This window comes from Litorivivens sp. (assembly GCF_041625495.1).
In the GTDB taxonomy this organism is placed as follows: Bacteria; Pseudomonadota; Gammaproteobacteria; order Pseudomonadales; family Spongiibacteraceae; genus Litorivivens.
In genome coordinates this window covers 21,279-46,921 of sequence record NZ_JBFJTH010000008.1, presented here as the reverse complement: position 1 = coordinate 46,921, position 25,643 = coordinate 21,279, and the positions used below count along the sequence as shown (strand labels likewise).

General features: G+C 54.1%; 22 protein-coding genes and 1 pseudogene. 9 read left to right on the top strand and 14 right to left on the bottom strand.

Features of this window, described 5'->3' with window-relative positions:
• Nucleotides 1-1,659 (bottom strand): PQQ-dependent dehydrogenase, methanol/ethanol family (locus ABYP39_RS01880; RefSeq protein WP_372780894.1); only part of this gene is annotated, 1,659 nt, incomplete at its 3' end.
• Nucleotides 1,660-1,784: 125 nt separating this feature from the next.
• Nucleotides 1,785-2,426, bottom strand: a complete 642-nt coding sequence (locus ABYP39_RS01875; protein ID WP_372759643.1) for an outer membrane protein — start codon at nt 2,424-2,426, stop codon at nt 1,785-1,787.
• Between the two features lie 167 nt (nt 2,427-2,593).
• On the opposite strand from ABYP39_RS01875, the gene ABYP39_RS01870 reads away from it, so the two are divergent.
• A complete protein-coding gene (locus ABYP39_RS01870; protein ID WP_372759642.1) occupies nt 2,594-3,013 on the top strand; it encodes a PaaI family thioesterase in 420 nt (139 codons plus the stop codon).
• A 7-nt stretch (nt 3,014-3,020) separates the two neighbouring features.
• On the opposite strand, the gene ABYP39_RS01865 is transcribed toward ABYP39_RS01870, so the two are convergent.
• Nucleotides 3,021-5,549 (bottom strand): TonB-dependent receptor, encoded by a 2,529-nt coding sequence (locus ABYP39_RS01865; RefSeq protein ID WP_372780893.1) that lies wholly within the window; start codon nt 5,547-5,549, stop codon nt 3,021-3,023.
• Nucleotides 5,550-5,964: 415 nt separating this feature from the next.
• Between ABYP39_RS01865 and ABYP39_RS01860 the strand changes: the two genes are divergently transcribed.
• On the top strand, nt 5,965-6,573 hold the full coding sequence (locus tag ABYP39_RS01860; RefSeq protein WP_372760516.1) for a TetR/AcrR family transcriptional regulator: 609 nt from the start codon (nt 5,965-5,967) through the stop codon (nt 6,571-6,573).
• A gap of 99 nt (nt 6,574-6,672) precedes the next feature.
• The gene (locus ABYP39_RS01855) at nt 6,673-8,190 is read left to right on the top strand and encodes a flavin-containing monooxygenase (protein WP_372780892.1); all 1,518 of its coding nucleotides are present in this window, start codon (nt 6,673-6,675) and stop codon (nt 8,188-8,190) included.
• Here the strand turns inward: ABYP39_RS01855 and ABYP39_RS01850 are convergent.
• The 5 genes from ABYP39_RS01850 to ABYP39_RS01830 are packed head-to-tail and all read right to left on the bottom strand — an operon-like array spanning nt 8,169 to nt 13,890.
• A complete protein-coding gene (locus tag ABYP39_RS01850) occupies nt 8,169-9,221 on the bottom strand; it encodes an AraC family transcriptional regulator ligand-binding domain-containing protein (RefSeq protein ID WP_372780891.1) in 1,053 nt (350 codons plus the stop codon). The genes ABYP39_RS01855 and ABYP39_RS01850 overlap by 22 nt on opposite strands.
• The gene (locus ABYP39_RS01845; RefSeq protein WP_372780890.1) at nt 9,218-10,093 is read right to left on the bottom strand and encodes an alpha/beta hydrolase; all 876 of its coding nucleotides are present in this window, start codon (nt 10,091-10,093) and stop codon (nt 9,218-9,220) included. Before ABYP39_RS01845 ends, ABYP39_RS01850 begins: the two co-directional genes overlap by 4 nt.
• Before the next feature lie 14 nt (nt 10,094-10,107).
• Nucleotides 10,108-11,481, bottom strand: coding sequence for a cytochrome P450 (locus ABYP39_RS01840; RefSeq protein WP_372780889.1), 1,374 nt, complete (start codon nt 11,479-11,481; stop codon nt 10,108-10,110).
• Between the two features lie 51 nt (nt 11,482-11,532).
• On the bottom strand, nt 11,533-12,351 hold the full coding sequence (locus ABYP39_RS01835) for a crotonase/enoyl-CoA hydratase family protein (protein ID WP_372749976.1): 819 nt from the start codon (nt 12,349-12,351) through the stop codon (nt 11,533-11,535).
• A 15-nt stretch (nt 12,352-12,366) separates the two neighbouring features.
• On the bottom strand, nt 12,367-13,890 hold the full coding sequence (locus ABYP39_RS01830) for a hypothetical protein (protein ID WP_372780888.1): 1,524 nt from the start codon (nt 13,888-13,890) through the stop codon (nt 12,367-12,369).
• 285 nt (nt 13,891-14,175) lie between these two features.
• Here ABYP39_RS01830 and ABYP39_RS01825 point away from each other — a divergent pair.
• The 6 genes and pseudogenes from ABYP39_RS01825 to ABYP39_RS01800 form a co-directional block, all read left to right on the top strand.
• A pseudogene (locus tag ABYP39_RS01825) lies at nt 14,176-15,636 on the top strand (coniferyl aldehyde dehydrogenase); the annotation flags it as partial.
• Nucleotides 15,637-15,649: 13 nt separating this feature from the next.
• Entirely contained in the window at nt 15,650-16,834 is a 1,185-nt protein-coding gene (locus ABYP39_RS01820) for an acyl-CoA dehydrogenase family protein (RefSeq protein ID WP_372780887.1), read from the top strand.
• A gap of 1 nt (nt 16,835) precedes the next feature.
• Entirely contained in the window at nt 16,836-17,966 is a 1,131-nt protein-coding gene (locus ABYP39_RS01815; RefSeq protein ID WP_372780886.1) for an acyl-CoA dehydrogenase family protein, read from the top strand.
• Nucleotides 17,890-19,644 carry an acyl-CoA synthetase gene (locus tag ABYP39_RS01810; protein ID WP_372780885.1) on the top strand — a complete coding sequence of 585 codons (1,755 nt, stop codon included), beginning with the start codon at nt 17,890-17,892 and terminating at the stop codon, nt 19,642-19,644. Before ABYP39_RS01815 ends, ABYP39_RS01810 begins: the two co-directional genes overlap by 77 nt.
• Nucleotides 19,641-20,564 carry a TIGR03564 family F420-dependent LLM class oxidoreductase gene (locus ABYP39_RS01805; RefSeq protein ID WP_372780884.1) on the top strand — a complete coding sequence of 308 codons (924 nt, stop codon included), beginning with the start codon at nt 19,641-19,643 and terminating at the stop codon, nt 20,562-20,564. The genes ABYP39_RS01810 and ABYP39_RS01805 overlap by 4 nt, the downstream gene beginning before the upstream one ends.
• A gap of 8 nt (nt 20,565-20,572) precedes the next feature.
• Nucleotides 20,573-21,025: a MaoC/PaaZ C-terminal domain-containing protein gene (locus ABYP39_RS01800; protein ID WP_372780883.1), complete on the top strand. Its 453-nt coding sequence runs from the start codon at nt 20,573-20,575 to the stop codon at nt 21,023-21,025.
• A 9-nt stretch (nt 21,026-21,034) separates the two neighbouring features.
• Here the strand turns inward: ABYP39_RS01800 and mtnC are convergent, their stop codons facing one another.
• The 6 genes from mtnC to ABYP39_RS01770 form a co-directional block, all read right to left on the bottom strand.
• Nucleotides 21,035-21,736 (bottom strand): acireductone synthase, encoded by a 702-nt coding sequence (mtnC, locus tag ABYP39_RS01795; protein ID WP_372780882.1) that lies wholly within the window; start codon nt 21,734-21,736, stop codon nt 21,035-21,037.
• Nucleotides 21,736-22,281, bottom strand: a complete 546-nt coding sequence (locus tag ABYP39_RS01790; protein ID WP_372748763.1) for an acireductone dioxygenase — start codon at nt 22,279-22,281, stop codon at nt 21,736-21,738. The genes mtnC and ABYP39_RS01790 overlap by 1 nt, the downstream gene beginning before the upstream one ends.
• Before the next feature lie 18 nt (nt 22,282-22,299).
• On the bottom strand, nt 22,300-22,914 hold the full coding sequence (locus ABYP39_RS01785) for a methylthioribulose 1-phosphate dehydratase (RefSeq protein ID WP_372748764.1): 615 nt from the start codon (nt 22,912-22,914) through the stop codon (nt 22,300-22,302).
• A 102-nt stretch (nt 22,915-23,016) separates the two neighbouring features.
• The gene (locus ABYP39_RS01780) at nt 23,017-23,646 is read right to left on the bottom strand and encodes a lysophospholipid acyltransferase family protein (protein WP_372748769.1); all 630 of its coding nucleotides are present in this window, start codon (nt 23,644-23,646) and stop codon (nt 23,017-23,019) included.
• 52 nt (nt 23,647-23,698) lie between these two features.
• Nucleotides 23,699-24,541 (bottom strand): DUF6279 family lipoprotein, encoded by an 843-nt coding sequence (locus tag ABYP39_RS01775; protein WP_372780881.1) that lies wholly within the window; start codon nt 24,539-24,541, stop codon nt 23,699-23,701.
• An 86-nt stretch (nt 24,542-24,627) separates the two neighbouring features.
• Entirely contained in the window at nt 24,628-25,521 is an 894-nt protein-coding gene (locus tag ABYP39_RS01770) for an alpha/beta fold hydrolase (RefSeq protein WP_372780880.1), read from the bottom strand.
• Between the last annotated feature and the right edge of the window lie 122 nt (nt 25,522-25,643).

The following is a 25,643-nucleotide window of genomic DNA, read 5'->3' as shown; positions in this document are numbered from 1 at the left end:
TTGCTCGCCATCAATCTGGTAGCTGATGGGCGCGGCGACAATCCCGGTTTGAGCAAAGTGATCCCACAGGCGCTTGCCTGTGCGCGCGTCATAGGCCACAAATTTAGCATCCGCATTGCCCTGAAAGACCAAGCCTCCTGCTGTGGACAACACCCCGCCATTCCACGGACTGTTGTGCTCAACCTTCCAGGCAGCTTTCTGGGCAACCGGATCCCAGGCCAGCAGGCGTCCTTTTACAGCCGCGCGCATCGCCTTGAACTGGGCCATATCCGTTGGCAAGGAACCAAAGCTGGCGTCGGCTCCTGCGTTCCAACCCACCTCACTGGCGCTAAACGCTTCTTCGTCCGCATAAATATAGGGGGTTTCAAGTGCTGGTATATATACCAGCCCCGTTTGTTGGCTATAGGACATGGGATGCCAATTGTGCCCGCCCAGTGGTCCCGGCAACTGTAAATATGGTTTGCGGCCACCCCAACGCGCCTCAGGCAGTTCCACCGGTCGCCCGGTTTGCGTATCAATATGGCTGGCCCAATTCACCGGCACATAGTTTTCTGCCGAAATCAGCTCACCGGTAGCTCTGTCTATCACATAGAAAAACCCGTTTTTCGGCGCCTGCATGATCACCTTGCGGGTATCCTCCCCGATCTGCAGGTCTGCCAGAATCAGGTGTTGGGTGGCTGTGTAATCCCATGTTTCGCCCGGCGTGGTCTGGTAATGCCACACGTACTCACCGGTATCCGGTTTGACCGCCACAATCGACGACAGAAACAGGTTATCGCCGCCCTCCGGGCTGCGAATGCTTTGATTCCAGGGCGAGCCGTTGCCTACCCCAAAATACAGCAGGTCCAGCTCCGGATCGTAGGCCATGGAATCCCAAACGGTGCCACCACCGCCAAAGCGCCACCAATCCCCGGTCCAGGTCTTCGCGGCCTCGGCCATAATTTCAGATTCAAAGCCCGCCTCGGGATTACCGGGCACCGTATAAAAACGCCATACCTGTTTACCGGTATTAGCGTCGTAGGCAGAAATATAGCCCCGCACACCAAACTCAGCGCCACCGTTACCAATCAGCACCTTTCCTTTTACCACCCGCGGCGCGCCGGTAATGGTATAGGGTTTATTTTGGTCTACGGTGACCACATCCCAGAGTTTGCGCCCGGTAGCGGCGTCCAAAGCCAGTAATCGACCATCAATAGTACCGGTGTAGATTTTACCGTCCCACCAGGCGACCCCGCGATTGACTACATCGCAGCACAGATCAGCGGCCTTGCTGCGATCCACCTGCGGATCAAAGCTCCAGATTTCCTCACCGGTTTTGGCATCGAGAGCGTAGACAACATTCCAGGTAGCGGTCACGTAGATACGGCCGTCGACAACCAGTGGTGTCGCCTCGATGCCGCGGCTGGTACCCAGATCAAAGGCCCAGGCCAGTCCCAGGCGTTCAACATTTTCAGTGGTAATCTGCGTTAGCGGAGAATAACGCTGCTCACTGTAGCCGCGACCGTGGCTGAGCCATACTTCAGGTGTGGTGTCGGCTGCTGCGATCCGCGCACCACTGTCTAGATCTGCGTCTTTCCCAACGGCTGTGGTGTTTCCCGATTGTTTGGAACAGGCTGTCGCTAGCAGGGCGACCAACAGTACAGCGATGCGTGCTTTCATTATTTTTCCTCTCGGCGCAGCTCCATGTTGGCACTGAGGATAAAGATTCAGCAGCGGCCTGTACAGCCACAAAAAAACCCGCAGGCGGGTTACGCCAGCGGGTTTAAGGTGAGAACCTGAATGGATCAATAGAGGTAGTAACGAACACCGAAGTTAAAGCTGTGACCGCGATTGTCGAGGTCGATGCGACGATTGTCGTCTTCCAGCTCAATATCCGGCTCAGCGGAATACAGGCGATAGCCCAAGTCAAGACTGAGGTTCCGGGTTACCGCATAAGTAACGCCGCCACCCAGTTGAGCCACAGCAAACTCATCGTCGGCCGGGCCTTGCTTCAGCTGCCCTAGGCCAAAGCCGAAACCGAGGTACGTACCCAGCGGCGAATCATTGAATTTGAAGTCCCGCCAAAAGCTCGCCATCACTCTGCGAGATTCAATCGAATCTTCCTTTGACTGTTGTGAACGAATACCGAAATCTGCTTCGGTATACTCGAACTCTGTACGCCAGCCGTCGCGGTTAATAAAACCAAAGTTGATTGCTGGATGACGGTCGGTGTCGAAGCGTCCGCGGTAGTCGCGCGACACAATCGAAGAGGTACAGGCGACCAGCGTGCAGTTTTCTACCCGCTCACGATCGTGCACCGTGTTGTTGTTCATGGTGGTTTCATAAGATGTCGCACCGATGTACCAAGTATCACGCGCCCAGGTTGGGGCACTCAAAGCCATCAACAACGACAGGCCTGAAACAGCTATCCCCTTGTTCACACGCATTAAAACCTCCCTATATCGTTACAACAAAATATGGCGCCAGTGTAAGTTGCAGCGGGTTAACCAAACCTGAACAGCCAGCGTGAGCGACCGCACAATTCATTAACAAGCTGTATACCTGTGCACATTACGCATTCGGCACAATAACTGGATCACTTGAGGAGAAAACAATGCAGCAGGCCAAACCACCCGAAGGCTTTACCCCCCTCCCTCTGAACGGCACCTTTAACGATGCGCTGCACCCGGTTTACATAAAGGTATCCGACGACAGCGCGCCGGAAGTAGGGCTGTTACTGCAAAAACAGCATTTGAACAGTATGGGAATCTGCCACGGCGCGGTTACCATGGCGTTATTCGATATCGCCTTCGCCTGTGCTATCGGGTTTGAAGCGAAAAATTACCAAACACCAACAATCAACATCAGCATTGATTACCTCAGCGCGTCAAAAGAAGGCGAGTGGTTATGGGTTGAGGCCGAGTGCCTTAAAACGACAAAGACCACAGGCTTTGCCTCAGGGCTTATTCGATCTGAAGCGGGAGTAAAAGCGCGTGGCAGCGGTGTGTTCAAAATCCCCGCGCCGAAGACGTAAGACCTGGCTAAAAGTCGAGCGCAATTTCCAGACCAAATGTGCGCGGATTACCTTGCACCAGGGTAGCCGCGCCGAGCGCTGCACTCACCGAAAACCCGCTTTTGAAATATTCCCTGTCGGCCAGGTTGTCTACAAACGCTGTCAGGCGAAATGTCTCCGAGGGTATCCAGCTCAAACGCGCATTGAACATATCCAGCGCATCAACGTAGGAGCTCTCGTACTCCACCGCTTTAAAGTCGATACCGGTAAATAGTTCGTCACGGTGATAATAAGCCAACCTCGGCATAATAAGTCCGATCGGCGTCATCCACTGGTACATCACCGCAAGGGAGTAGGTCGCTTCCGGAACTAGCGCAAAGTCTTCTTCACTGCGGTCTACCGTATCTTGCCCTTGACCCGGAATAACAATCTGCCCCATGAACTCATCATAACTGGCATCAGTATAGGAAAAACTACCTTGTAGGAACCAGTTACCGAGCACCAGGGTGGACTCCATTTCAAGGCCCTGCACAGTCGCCAGGCCAGCATTCGAAAGGAACAGATAAATATCGCTGATGCGCTCACCCTGCTCTGCCACGCGCACCTGAATCTCCTCGTAATCCAGGCGGTAAAGCGCTGCATTGAAGCGCAATCGCGAGTTCAGGCCATCGAGCTTAACGCCCACCTCATAATTATTAACCTGCTCTGGCTCAAAGGGCACCAGCTCTGGGCCCCGCGGCTCAAAGCCACCGGCCTTGAAGCCCTCACTGTAGGTGGCATACACCATGAAACTGTCCAGGTTCATGGTGTCGAGCCATTCGCCGGGCGCCACCATCGACAAGGTGACCGACGGTGAGAAATCTGTCCAATCCGCCTGTTTTACGTCGCGAGATTCGCGAACAATGACCGGCAGGTCCGGGATGTTCTGTCCAATCTGGTCGAAAATCGGCACCGGCACCGGCGAGTAGAAACCGGCCTGACTGATATAACTGGTTGGGAAACCGAAACTACTCAGGCGCTGGCCGTATTCCTGATGGTCAATCTCAAAGATTGTGAGGTCACGCTCTCGCTCTTCATAGGTATAACGCCCGCCAACGGTCAACGACAGGTATTCGGTCAGCTCATAGCTGCCCTGCGCAAACAGCGCCCAGCTTTTGTTTTCCAGATTGCTGCGGGTCGCCAGAAAGGTCGCCAGTGGAAATACAAAACCATCATCCACGCCGACACACAGCGCACCCAGCGCCGGCGAGCCGGCCGCACAGGCGGTGGACGGCCGGATGCCACCCAGACCCTTGGGACCGATCAACTGCGCAAAGGGGTTGTCATCAATCGTTTCCAGCGACGCAAATGCCCCCAAGGTAAATTGCAGGCGATCGCTGAACGCCGCACCGTTCAACTGCAATTCCTGACTGAACTGCATACGCTCTTCTTCCGGAACCGGTTCGCCGTCAGCCTCCAAGGTAGAGTTCAGCGCGATGCTGCCATTGTTGACTGCGCTGATCTCAGTGCCATCCTGATCGTCATTACGCACGATATTATTTTGCAGGCTCAGGCCGGAAATACTTTTCAGCTCGTAGTCGTCAGATAATGCCCAATTCAACGTCAGCGCAAAAATACTTGTATCCATGGCGATGCGACTGTCTGCGCGATTAACCACCAACTCACGATCATCAACCGCCGCTTCGCTTGCCGCGCAGGCATCGGCAAAATCCGGGCGGTTGGGATAACGCAGCTGGGCAATATTGGATTCAGGGTTTTGCAGGAGACAGCTGATACCCGTGCTGAGCTCGTCCTGCCGACTCCAGTAACTGAAAACATCGACAGAAAATGTCTCACTCACATCCCACAACAGACGCCCGGTTGCCGCAACCCGGTCTTCATCGCCAAAAGTGCCGCCGTCAAAGCGATTGTCAAAGTAGCCGTCACTGCGCTTGCTGTTGAGCGCGAAGCGCAATCCAACCTTGCCTTCAACCAACGGAATATTGCCGCTGAATTTTGCATCGCGCCGACCAAAATTACCTGGCCTGAGCAACAGCGAACCCTCTAGTGATTCAAGATCCGGCTCACGGGTTGATACCAGTATTGCGCCGCCGGTATTGTTTTTGCCAAACAACGTACCCTGCGGCCCACGCAGGACCTGAATCGTTTGAGTATCAACGGTATCGAGTAATTGGGAGTCTTGCCGCGCAATGAATATACCGTTCAGGTAAACCCCAACTCCGGGGTCGAGCACCGCCGCAGCCTCGCGCTGACCTATTCCACGAATAAAAATGGCCGGTGTTTTCGAACCGCTTTCACCGAACTGCAGCCCCGGCACCGACTGTTGCAAGTCGGTAATCGCCGTAATGCCCGCTTCAGCCAAGGCATCAGCATCCAGCGCACTGACCGCCACCGGCGTCTCCTGCAGTTTCTCGGTTCGCTTACGCGCCGTGACGTACACTTCTTCAAGCACATTAGACCGGGCTGTCGGCTCCTTAGCCGCAGCATCCTGCGCCAGCGCTGACGTTAGCGGGGAAATGCAAATCGTTATAGTAAGCAGCCTAAACCAGACGTTCATACGTGCATCCCCCTGCATTATTATTTTCTGCGCCTAAAAAACGTAGGCTTAACGCCAACGGCACAATATGAGGCTCATCGCTCGGCCGGCACTTTGGCCTTGGCTTTAGCTTTGACGGCGGCAGTGTCGATAGATTTTGATCGGATAATGAAATCGAGCGAAAGTGGATGGACAGGCGCAGTCTAGAGACCTCGACCTCGGTAGCTGCCAGCGTCTGGCAGCCATACTGCCTGCACTGCCCCGTTACGGTCGCAGAATTGGCGCCGTTCAGAAGGACATCAATAGCGTCGCTCTCGGACATGATTTTCCGGACGATTTATATTATTATCTCTAAATATACTACAGTATATTTGATTTACAATCTCAATTTTGAGCAACCCCGCCTTCCGCCGACGCACCTGAGGTTTCAACGCGCATGACAGCCGCCCAACCCATCAACCGCATAGAAAAACGCAAACTGGAATTCCGGCGGAAGATTACCGAAGCCGCTGTGCGGCTGTTTGAAGAAAACGGTGTTTCTGACACCAGCATCGCTTCTATTATCAAAGAGGCGGATATCGCCCATAAAACGTTCTTCAACCATTTCCCAACCAAAGAACATCTGCTTCGCCATGTAGCCAGCACCTTTAGCCACCGCGCCTACCAATCTTTTTCCGACCAGATTACACGCATAAACGATCCGAAGAAGCGTGTCGCATTCTGTCTAAAGAGCATTGCCAAGGAACTTTCCGGGGTGAAAGACCACTACAAAGAATTGCTCAATCTCTATCTCATCAGCGGCGCTGCAGAAAGCGACCTGCAAAGTGAACAACGCGCTCAATTTACGTCGTTGATCCGGCAGATCATTGTCGAGGCCCGGGCACAGAACCAGCTGCAACACGATTTTTCCGACGACACACTCACCGACATCATCATCGGCCTTTGCATAGCCACGCTGCTAGCCTGGAGCCTGGAAGACAATTACCCGATCGTGGAAAAAATGCGGCAGCAGGTGGAATTCATCAACGCTACGGTGTTTGTCTAGCTGCTGTCGCGAAATATCAGGTTCTGCGCAGCCGACGACATTCAGCTCGGCAGGCGCTTTCGCTAAGGTGATAGCAGATCAGGATACAAGGTGCCACACATGAACACACAACGGCAAAACCCTTCTGTGGTGATAATCGGTGCCGGCATGACCGGCATTGGTCTGGCGATAAAGCTCAAGCTCGCCGGCATCAACAATATAACGCTACTTGAAAAAGCCGGCTCAGTTGGTGGCACCTGGCGCGAAAATACGTACCCCGGTGTAGCCTGTGATGTACCATCACATGCTTACACCTACAGTTTTGCCCCCAACCCGGACTGGAGCAGCTTTTTCGCGCCGGGACACGAGATATGTGCCTACTTCCAATCGGTGTTTGACCGCTATGCGTTAGCCGAGCACACATACTTCAACGAAGAGGTAACTCGCTGCCACTACGAACGCGGTCGCTGGCAGGTCGAAACCGCCAACGACACCCACTTCGAGGCAGACTTTCTGTTTTCAGCCACGGGTTTTCTGCACCGTCCAAAATACCCAGAGATACCTGGACTCGAAAATTTCGCCGGCCCCAAAATGCATTCCGCGCGTTGGGATCACTCGGTTGAACTCAAAAGAAAAAAGATTGGCGTGATAGGCACCGGTTCCAGTGCCACACAAATTATTCCTGAACTCATAGATACCGAGAATACTCAGGTTTCGGTCTTCCAACGCACCGCACAATGGATCGTACACACTGATAACAAGCCCTACAGCGAAAGCGACAAGGCCAAGTTTCGCGCTAAGCCCTCTCGCATAGAACGCGTAAAAAACCTGTCTCTCTATGTTTTCGAACAAGGCACGACAGCGCTGACCAGCCAGTCACTGTTTTACCGCACAATGCACAAGCTGTTTGCATGGAATGCGGTCCGCCACTTGAAACAGAAAGTCAAAAACCCTGAGCTCCGTAAAAAGCTAACGCCCGACTATACGTTCGGCTGTAAACGGGTTGTGATGAATGGACGCTTTTACGATGCGATGCAAAAACCTAATGCTCACCTCGTCACAGAGAAAATAGCGAAGGTAGTACCCAATGGGATTGTGACCGCTGACGGCCAACACCACGAGCTGGATATCCTCGTCATGGCGACCGGATTCGACTCCACCGCCTTTATGCGCCCCATCTCACTAGAAGGCCGGGACGGCATCACCATCAACGATGTCTGGCGCAAAAAAATGGTGGCATACCGTTCCATGTGCCTTCCTGGCTTCCCGAACTTCTTTCTAACCCTCGGACCCAACAGTCCAGTTGGTAACTACTCGGTGATAGCCATCAGCGAAAAGCAGGCCGATTATGCGATACAACTAATCAATGCGTGGCAGAGTGGCGCTCTGGAAACCGTTGAAGTAAAACGCTCCGCGCTGGATTCCTGGTACGCTAAGCTGAAAGGCAAACTGTCCCATACCATATGGGCCAGCGGCTGTCAGAGCTGGTACCTTGATGCCGATGGCGATCCACTCACCTGGCCCGATAGCTGGAAGGCCTGGACCCGCATGATGAAAACCTGCAATCTCGACGATTTTGAACACGTGTCGGTGCAAGCGCAGAACGACACAGAGACCTATTCCCTGGCTGAATCCTGACCCTTACGCCACTGCTGAGGCGATACTCCCTCCCACGTTTTAAAGGCGTGGGAGAACGCAACCCCATCGTTAAAGCCAAGCTCCAACGCAATCTCCTCGATCGCCGCAGCTGAATAGCTCAGTCTGTCTCTGGCACGTTTGGCACGCACGTCGCGCAGTATTTCACTGAATGTCACCTGCTCGCGCTTGAGGTACCGCTGCAGCGTGCGACCATCAACACCCAGATCAGACGAAAGTGCCTGCAAGTCTGGAATGGGGGTCTGGATTAATAGTCGATCGCGAACAACGCAGGCATATCGGAATGGAGCATCCATTTCCGCGGCCTGCCGCGCGCATTGCGCTTCGTAAAATTCCAACGCCAGCGGGTCAGCTGTGGGCAGTGGTCGCGCCAGCTCACTGGCCTTGAATGCAAGGAATGCATTTTCATGCCCGGACAGTACCTCACAACCAAAAAAGTGCTCATAAAGCGCAAACGATTCTTTAATGTCATGGGAAAAGCCCACACGTTCTATAATAAAGCTGGCGCCGAGGGCCTCGCCAAACAGCGTTTTCATGCACGCCATGTCGCGCTCCAGCAAAAAGCGTTCGACAGGGCTATTGCCTGCCTGGAGATCGAACCGAATTAAATCACCCTGCATTGTCCCCCGGGTTTCACAGACACCCCAGACCAATCGTGGATAACGCATAATCAGCTCAAATACATCACCCAAGGTGGCGCAGGCTCGCATCGCCAGACCAAGCATTAGAAAATTGTGCAGGTGATAGTAATGCGCCAACGCCAGACTCGGCGCTGGCTCTCTCAGATACCGCAGCGCCGCCTCAACAATCCGAAACTCATCGTCTCGACTGATTGTGAATGCGGGGTCGAACAACTCAAACCGCCGGATATTCACGGGGGCAAGCACTGCATCAATATCAACCCCGCGATCACTGAGCATATTGAGTAATGGAATCAAGCCGCAGGCGAGGCGTCGCTGGTAGCGCAGATTTGCACCGGCGAATGGAAAGGGTTCAGTCGCGGAGCGCGTCATAACTCCAGATGACGCAACCAGGCGACAATATCCTCCATCGCCCGGTTATGATCTTTTGTGGGGCCCATGATGCCGATAAACCCGTGCTGGCAGCCTTCGTATTCTGCGTGCGACACAGCAACGCTTGCCGTCTGTAGTTTCTCAACGTAAGCCCGCCCCTCGTCGCGCAACGGATCCAGTTCGGCGGTTATCAATAACGTAACCGGTTGCCCCCCGAGGTCGTCGCGCCGCAGCGGTGTGGCCCGGGGATCAACAAACGCTTCTTTCTCCGAGCGCCCCAGATACGTATCCCAAAACCAGATCATCTGCTTTTCAGTCAGCAGGTAACCTTTCCCGCATTCCTTGTAGGAAGCAAACCCTGACTGGTAATGATCCGTCACTGGGTAGATTAGCAGCTGGCCCTTTAACAGGCCGGGATATCGTTCTCGTGCTTCCAGCGTGGTCACCGCTGCCAGATTTCCACCGGCGCTGTCGCCGCCGATATAAACACGCTCCAATGACAGACCATGAACCTGCGTTTGTGACACAAGCCAGTCCAATGCAACCATGCAGTCATCTACGGCGGCAGGAAACAACGATTCCGGCGCACGTCGATAATCCACCGACACGACCGCTATCTGCGCCCGTTGACACAAGTCGCGGCAGAAGCCGTCATAGGAGGCAACATCGCCAATTACGAAGCCGCCGCCGTGGAAATAGAGCATTACAGGGCGCGGCGCCTCCGTATCCGGCGTATAGCACCGAACAGATACCTGACCACCAGCAAGGACATAATCATGGGTTACAACCGAACGATTGCGACCGCGCCACAGTAGATTGTTCGCAATTTTGAAACCACCACGAAACAATTGCGCTTTCAGCTTGTTTAACAAAATAAGACCTCTAGCTATCGTATTAACAGTTCTACCGGCATGTCATCAGTCGGCTTCGGCAAAGGCAAGGTCTGCATAAAAGGTTCTTTAGTGTGTTTTGCAAAAAAATCATATTTCAACAAGAACTGGTAGAGAAAGCACTTGTACTCCATCTGCGAAAAGTGCATGCCAATACACTTATGTGCGCCGCCACCAAAGGGATGAAAGACAAAGGGATGCTGCTTGTGCTCTGCCCGCTCGGGAGAAAAACGATCCGGATCAAAGCGGTGTGGCTCAGTCCAGTACTCATCCATAAAATGCGTAAACCGGGGCACCGTGTACACCATTGTGTGCGCCGGCACCTTTATTCCGGCAAGTTCAACATCACGGATAGTTCGCCTGGGCACCAACGGCGTTGACGTGCGCACACGCTGTACTTCGAAGAACACCTGTTCCATATAGGGCACACTAGCAAGGTCTTCGTAGTCCAGTGTCGGCTTGCCAACTGATAAACACTCGCGATACAGCTTTTCTTTTACGTCTGGATTGCGGGCGAGGTAGTACATCGTGTGCGTGATGGCAGCCGTGGTGGTATCGTGCGCCGCAAACAGCAGAAAGATAATCTGATTGACGATGGCTTCATCGCTAAAATAATTACCATCCTCATCTTTTTCTCTGCAGATCAGACTCAACATATCGCGCCGGTTACCCACGCGCCTGTCGTCAATCAGGCTTGCCACAAACTGCTGCAGATATTCACTGCCCTTTAACCCCTTATCCAGCACTGTTCCAGGCAAGCGGTAGGGCACCAGGTACATCATGCCGTTAAGCGCATCGATAAACGCCTGATTGAGTCGCTCTACCCGTTCTCCCCGCTCCGACTCACCGATAAATATCTCCGCCGCCACTTCCAGCAGAAGATTTTTTATCAAAAAGAAGAAGGGCACAGTCTGTCCTGTGTGACTTTCCCACTCCGTCAGGGCCCGCTGATAAATCGCATTGATATCGCGGGTGTAGTTCTTCAATGCATCGCTTTTAAACGCTGTTTGGAAAATCCGGCGCTGCGCTTTGTGGTGTTCGAAATCCTCCATAATCAGGCTGCCGGGGAAGAACTTAGCCACCCGGTCCATAAAACCCATCTTTGAGGAAAACTCGCGGTCGGGATCAAGGTAGATGCGTTGCATCAGGTCTGGGCCCAGCGCAACAATACCCTTCCCACTAGGCAAATTTACTCTGCATACTGGGCCGTATTTAGCATACTGCTTCTGCGACCACTCAAAGGGGTCTTTGTAGAACTGCAGTGTATGCCCGATCAATGGAAGGCCTTCGTCGCCCGGAATGCCAGACAGATCCTGGTTATTGGGCTCGTGAATATAATCGTCGTAATTGGTTACCGGGGTTGCGGCCATAACTGCCTCATCTGATTCATATCTGTTGCGAGTGCTCGACCCATCGCCTGATTACTCACCTATAAAGGCAGGCTTTCGTTTTTCCTTGAATGCTTTCATGCCTTCTTTTGCATCCTTGGTGGCAAAAATCCCCCAACCCAGTTGTTCTTCTTTTGCCAGCGCATCGCGTTCCGGCATACTTTCATCGTTTTCCCTTACTGATTTAAGAATGGCTTGTACTGACAAGGGCGCATTCTCACAAAGCTCTTCAGCCACTTTCATGGCTTCAGCCAATGCCTGTCCTTTGGGAACGATCCGGTTTATCAAGCCCCAATCGAGCGCTTCCTGCGCTGATACATGGCGGCCCAACAATAATATTTCCATGGCCAGGCAATAGGGAATCTGACGCCGCAGGCGAATCGTGGAACCCCCCAGAGGAAACAGGCCGCGTTTGCATTCAGTAACGCCAAAGACCGCATCTTCAGCAGCGACCCGGATTTCCGTACCCTGCAGAATCTCGGTACCCCCTGCCAACGCATAGCCTTCTACCGCAAGAATCACCGGTTTCGTCGGCCGGTTATGTCGCAACAAAGCTTGCCAATGCAGATCAGGAATGTCTTTCATCATCGCGTTGATTTCGTCGGCATCCGCGCCACCTTCGGTGCCGGTTTTCAGATCCATACCCGCACAGAAGGTGTCGCCCTTGCCTGTCAGCACGGCGCAGTAGAGATCCTTGTCTTCGTCCAGGCGGCGCCAGGCACGGTACATACCCACAATCATTTGCCCGCTAAGTGCATTCTTTGCTTCCGGACGATTCAGCGTTACTACCAGCACGTGCCCTTTCTTTTCAATCGTACAGTTCGGGGTACTGATATCCAGTTCCTGACTCATGACTTTCTCCTATTATTATTGATTAACAACCGATGCTGCCGATTCGATGGAAAACAGCTTGCCGTCAGAGATAGTGACCGTTTCCCCCACCCATTCTTTCTGAGTCATCACTTTCAGTGCTTCTTGGTTGTCGGAGCGAGCAACGACCCGTTTGCCGTCTGGCGTTTCACCGTACACGAAGCCGTGGGTAATCGTGTCCTTGTGAAATACCACGGTATATCCCAGCACTCTAGCAGGACCGTCATACTCGGTAATCGACGGTACGGGCTTATCAATTGCTGCAACACTGTCAGTAACATCTTCGTATCGGTAGCCCTCAGGTCCCGGTTTGTTGGCAAAGATAGCTACCGCCTGTTTACCGAATATGCCGCTTAAATTAGATGTTAGCCCGTAGCCAGGTGCCGCATCTCTTTCGGCTTTTTCCCGCAACACTTCAACCATTCTGGCAACACCATCGAGTGCACCATGATTATAAGGGCCACCGGCAAAAGCCATCGAACCAGTTACTGTCCAGGGAATATTGCGCTTAAGCTTCAAATCCCGGGCAAAGGATTGCACCGCTGAGGGGAAACAACTGTAGAGATCGGCGGCGACTATGTTATCTGCCGAAATGCCGGCCAATTCGTAGGCACGCTGGCCTGCGACTACGGTACCCGGATGAGTATGCAGTGCGCGCTGCTCTGCCAAGCAGACCACGTGGCGCGACTGGGCCGCTGATACCGGATAAATCCACTGGCTTTCATTCAGGCCGAGCGCCCGCGCGCGCTCCACCGAGCACACCAGAATCGCTACTGATTGATTAACGTTCCACTGACTGTTGTGCTTCTTGGTGTAGGGGAAAGCCAGCATCGTATTTTTCCCAGCCGGGTTGCGAATATCGCTGGCGGCGACAGGCTCGCGATTCCAGGCGTGTGGATTAGCTGCCGCAATCTCGCTGAATTCGCTGTAGAGCTCTGCCACCTGATCCCGATGCGACTCTATATCCAGCCCCTGCTCTGCCCTCAACGCCGATTCAATGACCGCAAAAAGCTCTACAGGCATCATGATGCCAGCATTGGATTCAGCCTGAGTGGCAAAGGGGTCCGGGGTGGGGTGATACACATCAGGGGGCGGCGTATCCTCGGGCTCCTGATAGTTACTCACTTCGGTCCCGGTTATCTTTGCCCGCAGGTCTCGATACTTTGCTTCGCCGCCGGTCACCACGCCCATCGAGACCTCGCCAGCCTGTATCGCAGCAAACAGGTCGAACAGCGGGGTCAACTGCAACACACCCAAATCTGCCAACACGCTCCGCGCTCCGGGACAGCCAATCGCCTCCGCAATCAGCTTACCGGGGTTGCGGTACTGCCACATGCCCTGCTCGACCGAAATGGATTCAATCGCAGTAACAAGGTCGGGCCGACCCGCGTCTTTGGCTGCATCACGAACAGCTTCTACCATCATTTCATAAGGTTCGGGGCACGCTGCCGGGTCGTCTGTAGGGTTCTGATAAAAACCGACCCCGACAATCACGGGTGTATTGGGCGCAATCTCTTTCACAACGGCTCCTTACATTGATCGACCATTTGGCAACAACCCACATTACCAATCTTTTATACAACTATATTCTTGTATACCGTAGTATATTTCAACGATGGCAATCTAAATTTTTTGTCACCTCAAACTCGTCAGCATTAAAAAAACAAACGCACGAGAACAGATAGCGAGGGATGCCGATGAAACATCAGTCGGATAGGAAACCAGCGGTAGCAGGTAAGCTCCCGTGCAGCACCAGCGTCGGTGTCGCTGGTGCTGCCAAGCTCCCCCTAACATCATCCAACGAAAAACCCTACATGCACGGAAAATCCCAACATGACTGCTACTGATATTTCGGAACTTCTGACCCAGCAGAAACGTTCCTTTATCAAAGAAGGCGCCGTGACAGCTGCCACTCGAATTGACCGACTACAGCGACTGCATCATCTTGTGGGGCGCCACCGCCGGCAAATTACAGAAGTCGTCAGTGCGGATTTTGGCAATCGCTCACTGCACCAGTCACAAATGTCTGAAGTGCTTGCATCCATGGATGGCATTAAACACGCGATCAAAAATGTAAAACGTTGGATGCGCCCGGAGCGGCGTAAACCGCCATTCCCCTTCGGTCTACTTGGCGCTAAGGCCCACATCGAATATGCACCCAAAGGCTCCGTGGGCAATCTGTCCACCTGGAACTTTCCCGTATATACGGCGCTGTCACCGTTGACCGGCATACTGGCTGCCGGCAACCGCGCCATGCTCAAGCTTTCAGAGCTGACACCTGAGACCGCGCAACTCCTCAAAACGCTGATAGAAGAACAGTTTTCACCCGAGGAGGTAGCCGTCGTGTTGGGCGATGCGGCGGTAGGCGCGCAGTTTGCCGCGCAGCCCTTTGATCACCTGATTTTTACTGGCGGCACCCATATTGGGCGCCATATTCTGGAAGCCGCAAGCAAAAATCTGACACCTTGCACTTTGGAGCTCGGCGGCAAGTCGCCGGTCGTAATCAGTCGCTCCTATGATCTCAATAAAGCCGCCGAGCGAATTTTTGCCGGTAAGGCACTCAATCAGGGGCAGGCCTGCCTGGCCCCAGATTATGTGTTTGTGCCCAAAACAGCGCTTCAGGACTTTATTAACGCGGTCACTCAGTGCTACAGCACCTGGTTTCCCACCTTGATCGACAATCCCGACGTCACCTCCGTTATTAATCAGCGTCACTATCAACGCATTCGCAATCTGATTGAAGACGCCAGACAAAAAGGCGCGAGCATTCACAGCATTAACCCCGCAAACGAAAATCTGGAACAGCAACCCGAACATCTGCACAAGATCCCCCTCACCTTAGTCAGCAATGTCAGCGACGATATGGCGATCATGCGCGAAGAGATTTTCGGCCCGGTCATGGCCATCAAAACCTATGACAATATCGATGAATGCGTGACGTACATCGCCGCCCGCCCGCGCCCCCTCGGACTTTATTATTTCGGCAATGACACACACGAAGAGCGCTTTGTACTCGACAACACCATCAGCGGCAGTGTCTGCCTGAACGATGTGATGGGGCAAGCCAGCTGTGAGGACTTGCCCTTCGGTGGCATTGGTGCGTCGGGCATGGGGCACTATCACGGGCAGGACGGCTTTCGAACCTTTAGTCACGCCCGCGCAATTTACCGCCAATCTCCCATCAACCTGATGAAGCTGTCGGGCATGCTGCCGCCCTATTCCGACAAATGCCAGAAGCAGTTAGACCAACTGACGAAAGTAAACTAAGGACGTTTCTGCCATGAGAATCGGATTAACAGAAGAACAACAAGCTCTGAAAGAAAAAATCCGTCACTACATGCGCGGTCTACTCGATGAGCCCATGCGGCAGGAAATGGCACAACCTGACTTTATGGAAGGTGGCGGCCCTCATTTCCAGTCACGACTGCAGCAAATGGGCGCAGACGGCTGGCTTGGACTCGGCTGGCCAAAAGAACTGGGAGGCCAAGGTATTGGCCCCGTCGAGCAGTACATCTTTACCGAAGAAATCATGAACTCCGGATTTCCCTATCCATTTCTCACTGTCGATACCGTGGGCCCAATGCTTGCGCAACATGGCAGCGAATTTCTGCGCGAAACGGTGGTAAGAAAAATATTGCAGGGCAAGGTGATTATTTCCGTGGGTTACTCCGAACCCGATGCCGGCACCGATTTGGCAAGCCTTAAAACACGCGCCGACCGCGATGGCGAAGACTGGATTATCAATGGCCAGAAAGTGTGGACCAGCCTTGGCCAGTTCGCCGATTATGTCTGGCTTGCGGCGCGCACCAACCACAATCCCGATATTAAAAAGCATAAAGGCATTACCATCTTCCTGGTCCCTACCAGCGCGCCCGGCTTCTCGCTTACCCCCATCCACACGCTGGGCATGCGCACTAACGCCACCTACTACGAAAACATTCGCATACCTGACAAATATCGTGTTGGCGAGATTGATGGGGGCTGGAAACTGATCACCGGACAGCTCAATCGAGAACGCCTCTCGATTGTAAACCCTGGCATGCTTGGCGGCCTGTTCGAAGAGGTCTGCGCCTGGGCGGCGACAACAAAATCCCCCAATGGCAACCCGATCATCCACACGCCGTGGGTTAAACAAAGCCTGGCGCGGGTTCAGCTAGATCTGGAGACACTCAAGCTGATGTGCTGGAAGCAAGCCTGGTCAATGCAGTCAGGCAATCCAGACATGGCAGATTCCTCTGCCGCCAAGGTGTTTGGCAGTGAGTTTTTTGTAGAAGCCTATCGTCGCCTGATGGAAGTCATCGGTCAGGCCGCAACACTCAAACGAGGCTCACCAGGGGCCGTACTCAAAGGAAAGCTCGAACACCGCTACCGTGTCGGATCTGTGCTGACATTCGGTGGCGGCACCAATGAAATACAACGGGAAATCATCGCCGGCGCCGGCCTGTTTCTACCCAGGGGAAGATAGCATGGACTTTTCCATACCGGACACACATCACGATGTACAGACGCTGTGCAACCGCGTAGTCAAAGACTTTTCGACCCAGGAACGATTACGTGAAATGGACTCACAGTCACAGGCCTGGGATCACGCGCTCTGGCAACAATTCGTCGACAGCGGATTGCACGTTATCTCCCTGCCCGAATCAATCGGCGGCAGCGCGTTAGATTTACACGCCGCCGCTGCTGTAGCACAGAGCATTGGAGAGCACACAGCACATACGCCGTGGCTATACTGCATCGCCATAGCGCACGGGCTATCCTCATTCGAACAACAAGACGCCGTTTCAGACTTACTCAACGCGCTGACACAGGGCCGCGTGATATGCACCCCAGCTATGATCGAGCTGGGTAATGACGTATTGGAAGCACCGGCAACCCGCGCTGAACACAACGATAACGGCTGGCAACTCAATGGCAATAAAGACTGCGTGCCCTATGCCGCCGACGCAGAACAACTGCTGGTCACAGCCTCTTGCGAACACGGCCTGTGGTTGGGGCTCGTGCGCAAAGACCAGGCGGGCGTTGTCGAAGAAGATCAGCTCGCAACGCACGGAGAACCACAATCGCACATAACCTTCCATAACGCCCACGCCGCTTGCCTAGCATACGGCGAAGACGCCACGCATTTGGTTCAGCAGATTAACAACCTTTTGCTCGCCCTGCAGTGCGCAACCGCCATCGGCGTGGCCAAAGCCATGCTCGATCTGGCAGCTCAATACACGGGGCAGCGCAAGCAATTTGGGGTAGCAATCGCCACGTTCCAGGCCGTCGCCCACCGCTTGGCAGATTGCTACATCGCGATAGAGCGACTGGAAATTCTAACCCTGAAAGCAGTTGATGACGTCGACCAGAAACACCCCGGGGCGATGCTTTCCTGCGCGATGGCCAAAGCCTTGTGTGGCGATGTATTGCACGACGTTAGTCAGGCAACGCAACACGTTCACGGTGGCATGGGGATAGACCGGGACTATCCACTGTTTCGCTATTGTCAGTGGGCTAAACATTTAGAGCTGCACCTTGGTGGCACCCAACACCATCTCTGTCGGCTTGCCGACGCATTGGAAAAGCAAACCCTTTCAGACTGCACAGGAAGCTGAATCGATGGACTTTAACTTTGCTGACCTGCTCGAACGCGTCGCGAACAATATTCCCGACAGAGAGGCCCTTGTGTGCGGTGATCGTCGCGCCAGCTACCGCCAGCTTGACGAAGACTCCAGTCGCTTTGCTGCTCACCTACTGAGCTGCGGCATCAGCAAGGGCGACCACGTGGGTATTTATGGCTACAACAGTATCGAATGGGTGACCGCGATGTTGGGCTGCTACAAAATAGGTGCGGCGCCAATCAACATCAACTTTCGTTACGTGGATGAGGAATTGATATACATCGCACGCGATGCCGACCTCACAGCATTGGTCTTCGATGTTGCATTTTCGGCGAACGTCAATCGCATTCGTCAGCACCTGCCGTTGATAACACACTTTGTCTCTATCGACTGGGCAGACGAAGGCGAAAGCTTCCCGGAGGTGGAAGGCAGTGTGTGTTTCTACGACGCCCGTCGAGACGCCCAAGACCAGCCACTACCACCGCGCAGCGGCGATGATCACTATATTCTTTACACTGGCGGTACAACGGGCATGCCAAAAGGCGTTGTATGGCGCCAAGAAGATGCAGTCATGATTCTATGTGGTGGCATTGATATGTACACGCAGGAACCCATAGCAACACCTGAGGCCATGGCAGACCGCTGCCTGGCTGAAAACGCAATGCACATGAAATCACTGCAAGTGGCACCTTTGATGCACGGGGCTGCACAGGGCGCCATAATGCGCGCGTTATTCGAGGGCAGCACGGTTATTCTGCTGGCAAGCAAACATTTCGATCCGCACGAAGTCTGGCAACAGGTGGAGCGCGAGGGCGTGCATATTCTGATGGTTACAGGCGACGCCATGGCCAAACCTCTCATGATGGCGCTGGAAAAGGGAAAGGTCGACGGCAGCAGCTATAACACCTCAACGCTCTTTGCCTTTGCCAGCACGTCGGCCGTGTTCTCGCCCACGCTCAAAGACCGCTATGTAGAAAAACTTCCGCACGTAGTGATTACCGACAATATTGGCTCATCAGAAAGCGGCTTTACCGGAACCACCATTCACGAGAAAGGCAAAGCCGAAACCAATGCGGGCGGACCGCGGGTAACCCCAGCACGCAATACCGTGGTGCTCGACGACGAGCTCAACATTATTCCACCGGGGGATGAGCGCGTTGGGTTGCTTGCAAAATCCGGCTATATTCCACTGGCCTACTACAAAGACCAGGCCAAAACTGCAAAGACCTTTGTAACGGCTAAAGATGGAAAACGGTATGTGATTCCCGGCGACCGCGCGCGCCACAACAGTGATGGCACCATAACCATGCTCGGTCGCGATTCACAGTGCATCAATTCCGGCGGCGAAAAGATTTATGCCGAGGAAGTTGAGATGGCGGTGAAGGCACACCCAGACGTGCTCGACTGTCTCGTTGTCGCCACTCCACACGAACGTTTCGGTCAATGCGTCACCGCACTGGTGCAATTACACAGCGGCGCGCGTGCCCCTGACATCGACAGTCTTCACACGGCCTGCGCCAGCCATATCGCCCGCTACAAACTCCCGCGACGTGTTTACTATGTGTCGAGCATCAAACGCTCGCCCAGCGGTAAGGCAGATTACAAATGGGCAATGGAGGAAGCACAGCTGCTTTACTATGCCCAACTGCGCACGGAAGATGTCAGAACATGAATATCGGCTTTATGTGCGGCATGAAAAATAACGGCCGCTACACCATTGACGACTACCTGGAAGAAATTCGTTTTGCCCAGAGCATTGGCCTCGACCAGGCCTGGATGGGTCAGGTGTTCAGCGCTGATGCGATCTCTGTGCTAACACTGGCCGCACGCGAAACCACGTCGATTCGGCTGGGCACCGCCGTTACACCAATTCAACCACGCCATCCGACATCGCTTGCGTTACAAGCACTGACCGCGAACGCCGCCAGCGCCGGTCGCTTTGATCTTGGCATTGGGCTGTCTCACAAGCTGGTTATCGAAGACATGTACGGCCTGTCGTATAAAAAGCCCGCTCAGCAAATGCGCGAATACCTTCAAGTGCTGGCGCCTCTGTGCAGGCGTGAGCGCTGCGATTACGATGGTGATCTGTATCGAGTACACGCCAAACTGCCAGTGGCAGACGCTGGCGAAGTACCGATTATCGTCGCGGCGCTGGGCCCGGCGATGCTAAAGCTCGCGGGGCAACTCGCGGCAGGCACCACCACCTGGATGACCGGGCCAAAAACGCTAGCGCAACACACCATTCCACTTATCCGGCACGCAGCTGCGGCGGCAGATAAACCACAGCCTCGGGTTGTTGCGAGTTTCCCCATCGTACTGACCGACAAGCCTGAGGACGCCAAAACCCAGGTTGCCGACAAAACCGCCATCTACGGTCACATACCCTCTTACAAGGCAATGTTGGACCAGGAGGGTGCCGAGCACCCGGTCGACCTCGCGCTAATTGGCGACAAAGCGACCTTGCGCAGCCAACTACAAGCGCTGAAAGATCTCGGCGTCGACGATTTTAACGCCTTCTGTATGGACACCGACCCGGAAGCGGTACAGCGAACGCTGACCTTTCTGGCCGAAGAAAAAACCAATCTACGCTAGGACACCACATGCTGTATTACGAAGATATTGATCTAGGGGCGCGCTATACCTCTCGCGAGTACTATGTCGACAAAGACGAACTGATCGACTTCGCGAAACAATGGGACCCGCAACCCTTTCATATTGATGAGGAAGCCGCCAGAGGCTATCCCACCGGACTGATAGGCACCAGCGTACACAGCTACGCCATACTGACGAAACTACTCACCGAAAGTGACCAGGAGCCGCCTGCCATGGTGGCCGGGTTAGGCATCGAAGACTGGCGTATGCCTTACCCCTTGCGGCCCGGAGATGCGGTGCATGCGGTTGGATCGGTGGAATCAAAGCGCGAGTCAAAGTCGAAACCGGAATTCGGCATTCTGGTTTCGCGCAGCGAATTGATCAATCAAGATGGCAAGGTCGTACTTACACACTGCAGTTCGGGCTTGATAATGAAAAGGCCGCAATCGGTAGTCGCCTAGACTGCCTTCTTATTCTGCGAGCTGTATCTCGTGAAAACTCGATACCACTGGGTAGGAATGTTCAGCTACCGCGGCATTGCCCGGTCGTTCGAGTAGACAAACCTGGAAACCGGCCCGGCTGGCAGCGTCCAGCTCGGCGACAACGTCAGACAGAAAAAGCATAGCCGGAGCAGCGAATCCGGTCGCCCCGGCAATAGCCGTGTAACTCTGACTATCACGCTTGGGTCCGGTTGTGGTGTCAAAATGGCCATCGAATAACGGCAGCAGATTGCCAGCTTCCGAGAATTCAAAAAACAGTTTCTGCGCCAGTACAGAGCCGGAAGAATAGACAAACAGTTTCAGGCCGGCATGCTTCCAGCGCTTCAACGTATCTCCCACATCGCCAAATACATGAGCCCGGTAATCGCGGTTGCGATACCCCGCCTCCCAGACTTTCCCCTGCAGCGCTTTCAGCGGCGTTGCTTTCACGTCATCCCGAATCCAGCCAAGTAACTGCCCAACCAAGGCGTCAACATCGTTCGGCGACAGAGCAGCCTCGCGCGCCACGGCATCGAGTTGTTCACGCACCTCCGGCTCGTCTGCATGCTTGCGAACATACTCTGGCAGGTGTTTCGCCGCATAGGGGAATAACACGTCGTGCACAAAGGAGATCGAACTGGTGGTGCCTTCGATATCCGTCACCACCGCTGCGATACCGCTGAATTTCACCATCAGGCTTCCAGCCGCGAAAACTGGTCTGCAATCTCACTACCTGAATAATGCGCCACCCAGCCATCGGGGTTATTGAAAAAACGCAGCGCCACCAGATGTGGTTCTGGCCCCATATCAAACCAGTGACGAGTGTTGGCCGGCACGCTGATAAGGTCACCTTTTTCGCACAACACTTCATAGACCTTGTCATCGATATGCAGCGAAAATAGCCCTTTGCCATCGACAAAAAAGCGCACTTCATCTTCCGTGTGAATATGCTCAGACAGAAATTTTTTGCGCAATACATCCTTATCCGGGTTGTCCGCTTTAAGGCTGATCACATCCACTGTCTGGTAGCCCTCTTCATCGAGCAGCCGCTTTACATCGTCTTGGTATGCAGCCAGCACTTTTTCCTGACTGTCTCCGGCCACCACCGCAGCGCCAGCCTGCCACTGTTCGAAGCGCACACCGACGGCCTTGAGAACAGCAGCAATTTCCTGCTGGTTATTGCTGTGCAGCTCCACCTTATTCGGCTGACTATCTGCAAATACCTTTAGTTGACTCATCGATTGATCTCCCGGACGTCAGCCGCGCAGACGTCGCAATTCAAGCTCACAGTGAAACAAAAAATCCAACGCTTCCAGCTCACGCTGACAGGCATCCAGACTGTCTGCCCAGCAATATACGCCGTGTCCACGAATGACATAGGCCGGGCAATCAGGCTGGCGATCGAAATACGCATCAACGCTTTTCGCAAGCGCAGCAATATCCTGAGTGTTGTCGAACACCGGGATGGTCAGCACCGACTCATGGGTATCAACACCGGCAAAGGCCTTTTGCAATTCATAACCTTCGAATACCAGCTCAGCCTCGGGCGAATGCATCGACAGCACGGTAGAGGCAGGGGTATGACAGTGCAGCGCTGCGTTAACCTTGGGAAATCTGGCATACAGCTGTGTGTGAAGCAGTGTTTCCGCTGAGGGCTTTCCACCGTCGACCGGCTGCCCCTGCAGATCCACCGCTAGGAAATCCTGTTCGTTCAGCCGCCCTTTGTGACGACCAGAGGCGGTCACCAGTACGCTGTCGCTCGCCAGACGCATAGAAAAATTGCCGCTGGTAGCGGGCACCCAACCACGTGCGTGTAACTCCCGGCCTGCCGCCGCGAGCGCTCTGGCCTTGGCTAGAAAATCGCTGTTCAACCCGCTGTCCTTTCTCAGAAATCTGCTTCAGAAACACCGCGTGTTTCCACAGGTGATACGAGCGGCGGAGTATACCCCGCCTGTACCGCCCCGCAAGGGGTTTCAGCTGCGCGTTTCAGTCGAATCCAGGCGAATAAACTTTTCCGGGTGTCGCGGTACAACCGTATCGTAGTCGGCCCGCAGAGCCCGCATGTCCGCCTCTATGTTACCGGTAGGATAGAACGGTGCCCAAATACCTGCCCGTCGGCTGCCTGCATCCAGATAGCAGCGCACGATCGGTACACCGGCCTCGCGGGCAATATGATAGAAGCCCTGCTTCCACTGAGGTACGGGCTTGCGCGTTCCCTCAGGCGCTATGATCAACACCATTTCATCGGCGCGGTCGAACTCATCGACCATTTGCTGCACAAAATTATTCCGATTGCTGCGATCCACCGCAATCCCACCGAGCCAGCGCAGTACAGAGCCCACTGGGCCTATAAAGACACTGTGCTTGATCATGAATTTAACGCGCCGCTTGAGCAGCAAACCTACCGGGAACATCATCAGAAAATCCCAGTTACTGGTATGGGGCGCCAGTATCAGTACATATTTTTTCTCGGCGGGTGCCTCCACATGGTGAGTCCACCCCCGCCATTTAAGCAGCGGCAATGCAATCCGCTCAAGCAGCCGAATTATCCACGGGTGGTCAAAAATATTGGGGGGACGCTTGAGGGTCTCTACTACCTGCATATTCACATCAATACCTCACCGACAGCCACGTTAACTACGTAGAACCAACCAGTCAGCTTTGCTCCAACAATTTGCGGATATCTTCGGCGATTTTACGCAATTCAGCAAGCAAGTGGTCACGTTGCTGCTGAGTAAGACTGTTCTCTATCGTCAGCAGCATGGCTTTTGTGAGGTCGCGGTTCTGCTGTAGCTGACGCTGCTCCCAATCTTCGAGGTAAGGGGTATCGTCAGCCAGCAACTGCTGCAGGCGCTGACTAAACGCTGGTTTCTGCCTGGCCGCGAGCAATTCGGCAAAGGCCTGCTGACGGTGCTCGCGTAAGCGAAACCAGATGGGGTAACTGTCGGGCGCGCGTCCGGCCCAATCGGCTACGACACTTTTCTGTGCTGGCGTAGCCGAACCCAGCCAACGCTCTAGCTGGTCGACAACACGCTCATTGCGCTGTTTGATCCGCTTGCGATCAGTGATCGCCACGTGCTTGTCGAAATACTCTTTGTGCTTTTCCGTCAGACGCTGCAATAAACCTGCAACCTGAGTGTCTGACAACTCGGCCAGCAACGGCGCAGCATCGGCAATCGCCCGATCCCGGGCACGATACCAGGCAGTTTCAAAATCACGCGTCAGCGCATCGTAGTGTTCTTCGGAAAAGTCCTTGCCCAGCGCTACCTGCATACGCTCGAGCAGATCCACGTAGCTCGGCATTTCTTCCAGCCGATGCCACGTCAGCCACTGCTCAACCGTCGTCTCCAGCTGGTTAGTTTGCGGCGGAGTGAGATCAACATAATCCTTAACCGCGCGCTCAATAAACCAATCGGCACGGTTATAGAAAAACTGCGTAGCACTGCAGCCACTGATGAACAGCAGAACAATCAGGCTCAGGCAGGTTCTAGCCTTCATTGCGCACCCTCTTTCGCATGGTATTGCGTGCGAGCCATTATGGCACGAGCACTAATGACAGGCGCGCAGTGGTTAAAAAATACCCGTTACGACCCCGGTTTTAGGGTGCTGCGCAGGAGGGTCGCAATCTGCCTGGCACCGTTGCCACCAAGCACAATGGTATAGTGATTGACGTCTTCAAGAGCGCAGACCGTCAGCCCGGGTATAGCCTGAGCCAGTCGCTCCACACGCGCCAGAGGGTAGAGTGGCGCATCATCCATAACGCCGCGCGGCGCTTGCAGAAACCAACCTTCACCGCTTAGCTGTTCGATGGAGGCAGGAATGATGTCACTCATCAGCTGGCTGTTCGTATCTTCGACTATCGCCGTCTTGTTTACCGGCGAGTGCAGATGCGGCGCCTTCCCCGTTAGGTCAAACAGAAAGTAGTTTTCCAGCGCATCGCTCCAGTCCTCAACACGAGCAAAGGCAGGGTGCGCTCGCCAGAAGTCCAGGTAGGCTGCCGCGCTCTCAAACTGCATATCAAGCCGCTGCATCGCAGGGCCAATAATCGCGTCTATTAACTGTTCAGGGGTAACGTCCGGCACCTCATCAAACAGAGGCAGCCCCCCGTCCACAAGCATGTAGCGTGGTATACGCTCGGGCATTGCCGCCTGACTAACTACGGTGACAAAGGCGCCCATCGAATGACCCAGCATCAGATCGACCGAGTCGATATTCAAAGCATCGAGCAGCGCCGCCATATCTCTAGCGTGTTCGGCCATACCCCACGGACCGGCTATCCCCGCACTGCCGCCACGGCCGCGATGATCCGGTGCAATCAGCTGAAACCCATCCCCCAACGCATCGGCAAGCCCCTGAAATGACAGGTGATTCGCAGTAATACCGTGAGAGCAGAGAATGCGTGGTCCGGTGTTTCCCCAGAGCCCAACATGAAGCAGTCCGCCATCGACCTCGATATCGATCGTGCGATAGTCCGGCATCAACAACCCCTTTTTATCGTTATCGTGACGACGATAGATTAGCCTAACGATCGTTCGTTGACAAAACAAAATATCCTCTTAGAATGTGATAAACGAACAATAAATACACTAACGATCGTTCA

Coding starts and splice junctions, on each gene's coding strand:
- ABYP39_RS01875 (WP_372759643.1), bottom strand. CDS start 2,426: ATGCGTGTGAACAAGGGGATAGCTGTTTCAGGCCTGTCGTTGTTGATG.
- ABYP39_RS01870 (WP_372759642.1), top strand. CDS start 2,594: ATGCAGCAGGCCAAACCACCCGAAGGCTTTACCCCCCTCCCTCTGAAC.
- ABYP39_RS01865 (WP_372780893.1), bottom strand. CDS start 5,549: ATGAACGTCTGGTTTAGGCTGCTTACTATAACGATTTGCATTTCCCCG.
- ABYP39_RS01860 (WP_372760516.1), top strand. CDS start 5,965: ATGACAGCCGCCCAACCCATCAACCGCATAGAAAAACGCAAACTGGAA.
- ABYP39_RS01855 (WP_372780892.1), top strand. CDS start 6,673: ATGAACACACAACGGCAAAACCCTTCTGTGGTGATAATCGGTGCCGGC.
- ABYP39_RS01850 (WP_372780891.1), bottom strand. CDS start 9,221: ATGACGCGCTCCGCGACTGAACCCTTTCCATTCGCCGGTGCAAATCTG.
- ABYP39_RS01840 (WP_372780889.1), bottom strand. CDS start 11,481: ATGGCCGCAACCCCGGTAACCAATTACGACGATTATATTCACGAGCCC.
- ABYP39_RS01835 (WP_372749976.1), bottom strand. CDS start 12,351: ATGAGTCAGGAACTGGATATCAGTACCCCGAACTGTACGATTGAAAAG.
- ABYP39_RS01820 (WP_372780887.1), top strand. CDS start 15,650: ATGAGAATCGGATTAACAGAAGAACAACAAGCTCTGAAAGAAAAAATC.
- ABYP39_RS01815 (WP_372780886.1), top strand. CDS start 16,836: ATGGACTTTTCCATACCGGACACACATCACGATGTACAGACGCTGTGC.
- ABYP39_RS01805 (WP_372780884.1), top strand. CDS start 19,641: ATGAATATCGGCTTTATGTGCGGCATGAAAAATAACGGCCGCTACACC.
- ABYP39_RS01800 (WP_372780883.1), top strand. CDS start 20,573: ATGCTGTATTACGAAGATATTGATCTAGGGGCGCGCTATACCTCTCGC.
- mtnC (WP_372780882.1), bottom strand. CDS start 21,736: ATGGTGAAATTCAGCGGTATCGCAGCGGTGGTGACGGATATCGAAGGC.
- ABYP39_RS01790 (WP_372748763.1), bottom strand. CDS start 22,281: ATGAGTCAACTAAAGGTATTTGCAGATAGTCAGCCGAATAAGGTGGAG.
- ABYP39_RS01780 (WP_372748769.1), bottom strand. CDS start 23,646: ATGCAGGTAGTAGAGACCCTCAAGCGTCCCCCCAATATTTTTGACCAC.
- ABYP39_RS01775 (WP_372780881.1), bottom strand. CDS start 24,541: ATGAAGGCTAGAACCTGCCTGAGCCTGATTGTTCTGCTGTTCATCAGT.
- ABYP39_RS01770 (WP_372780880.1), bottom strand. CDS start 25,521: ATGCCGGACTATCGCACGATCGATATCGAGGTCGATGGCGGACTGCTT.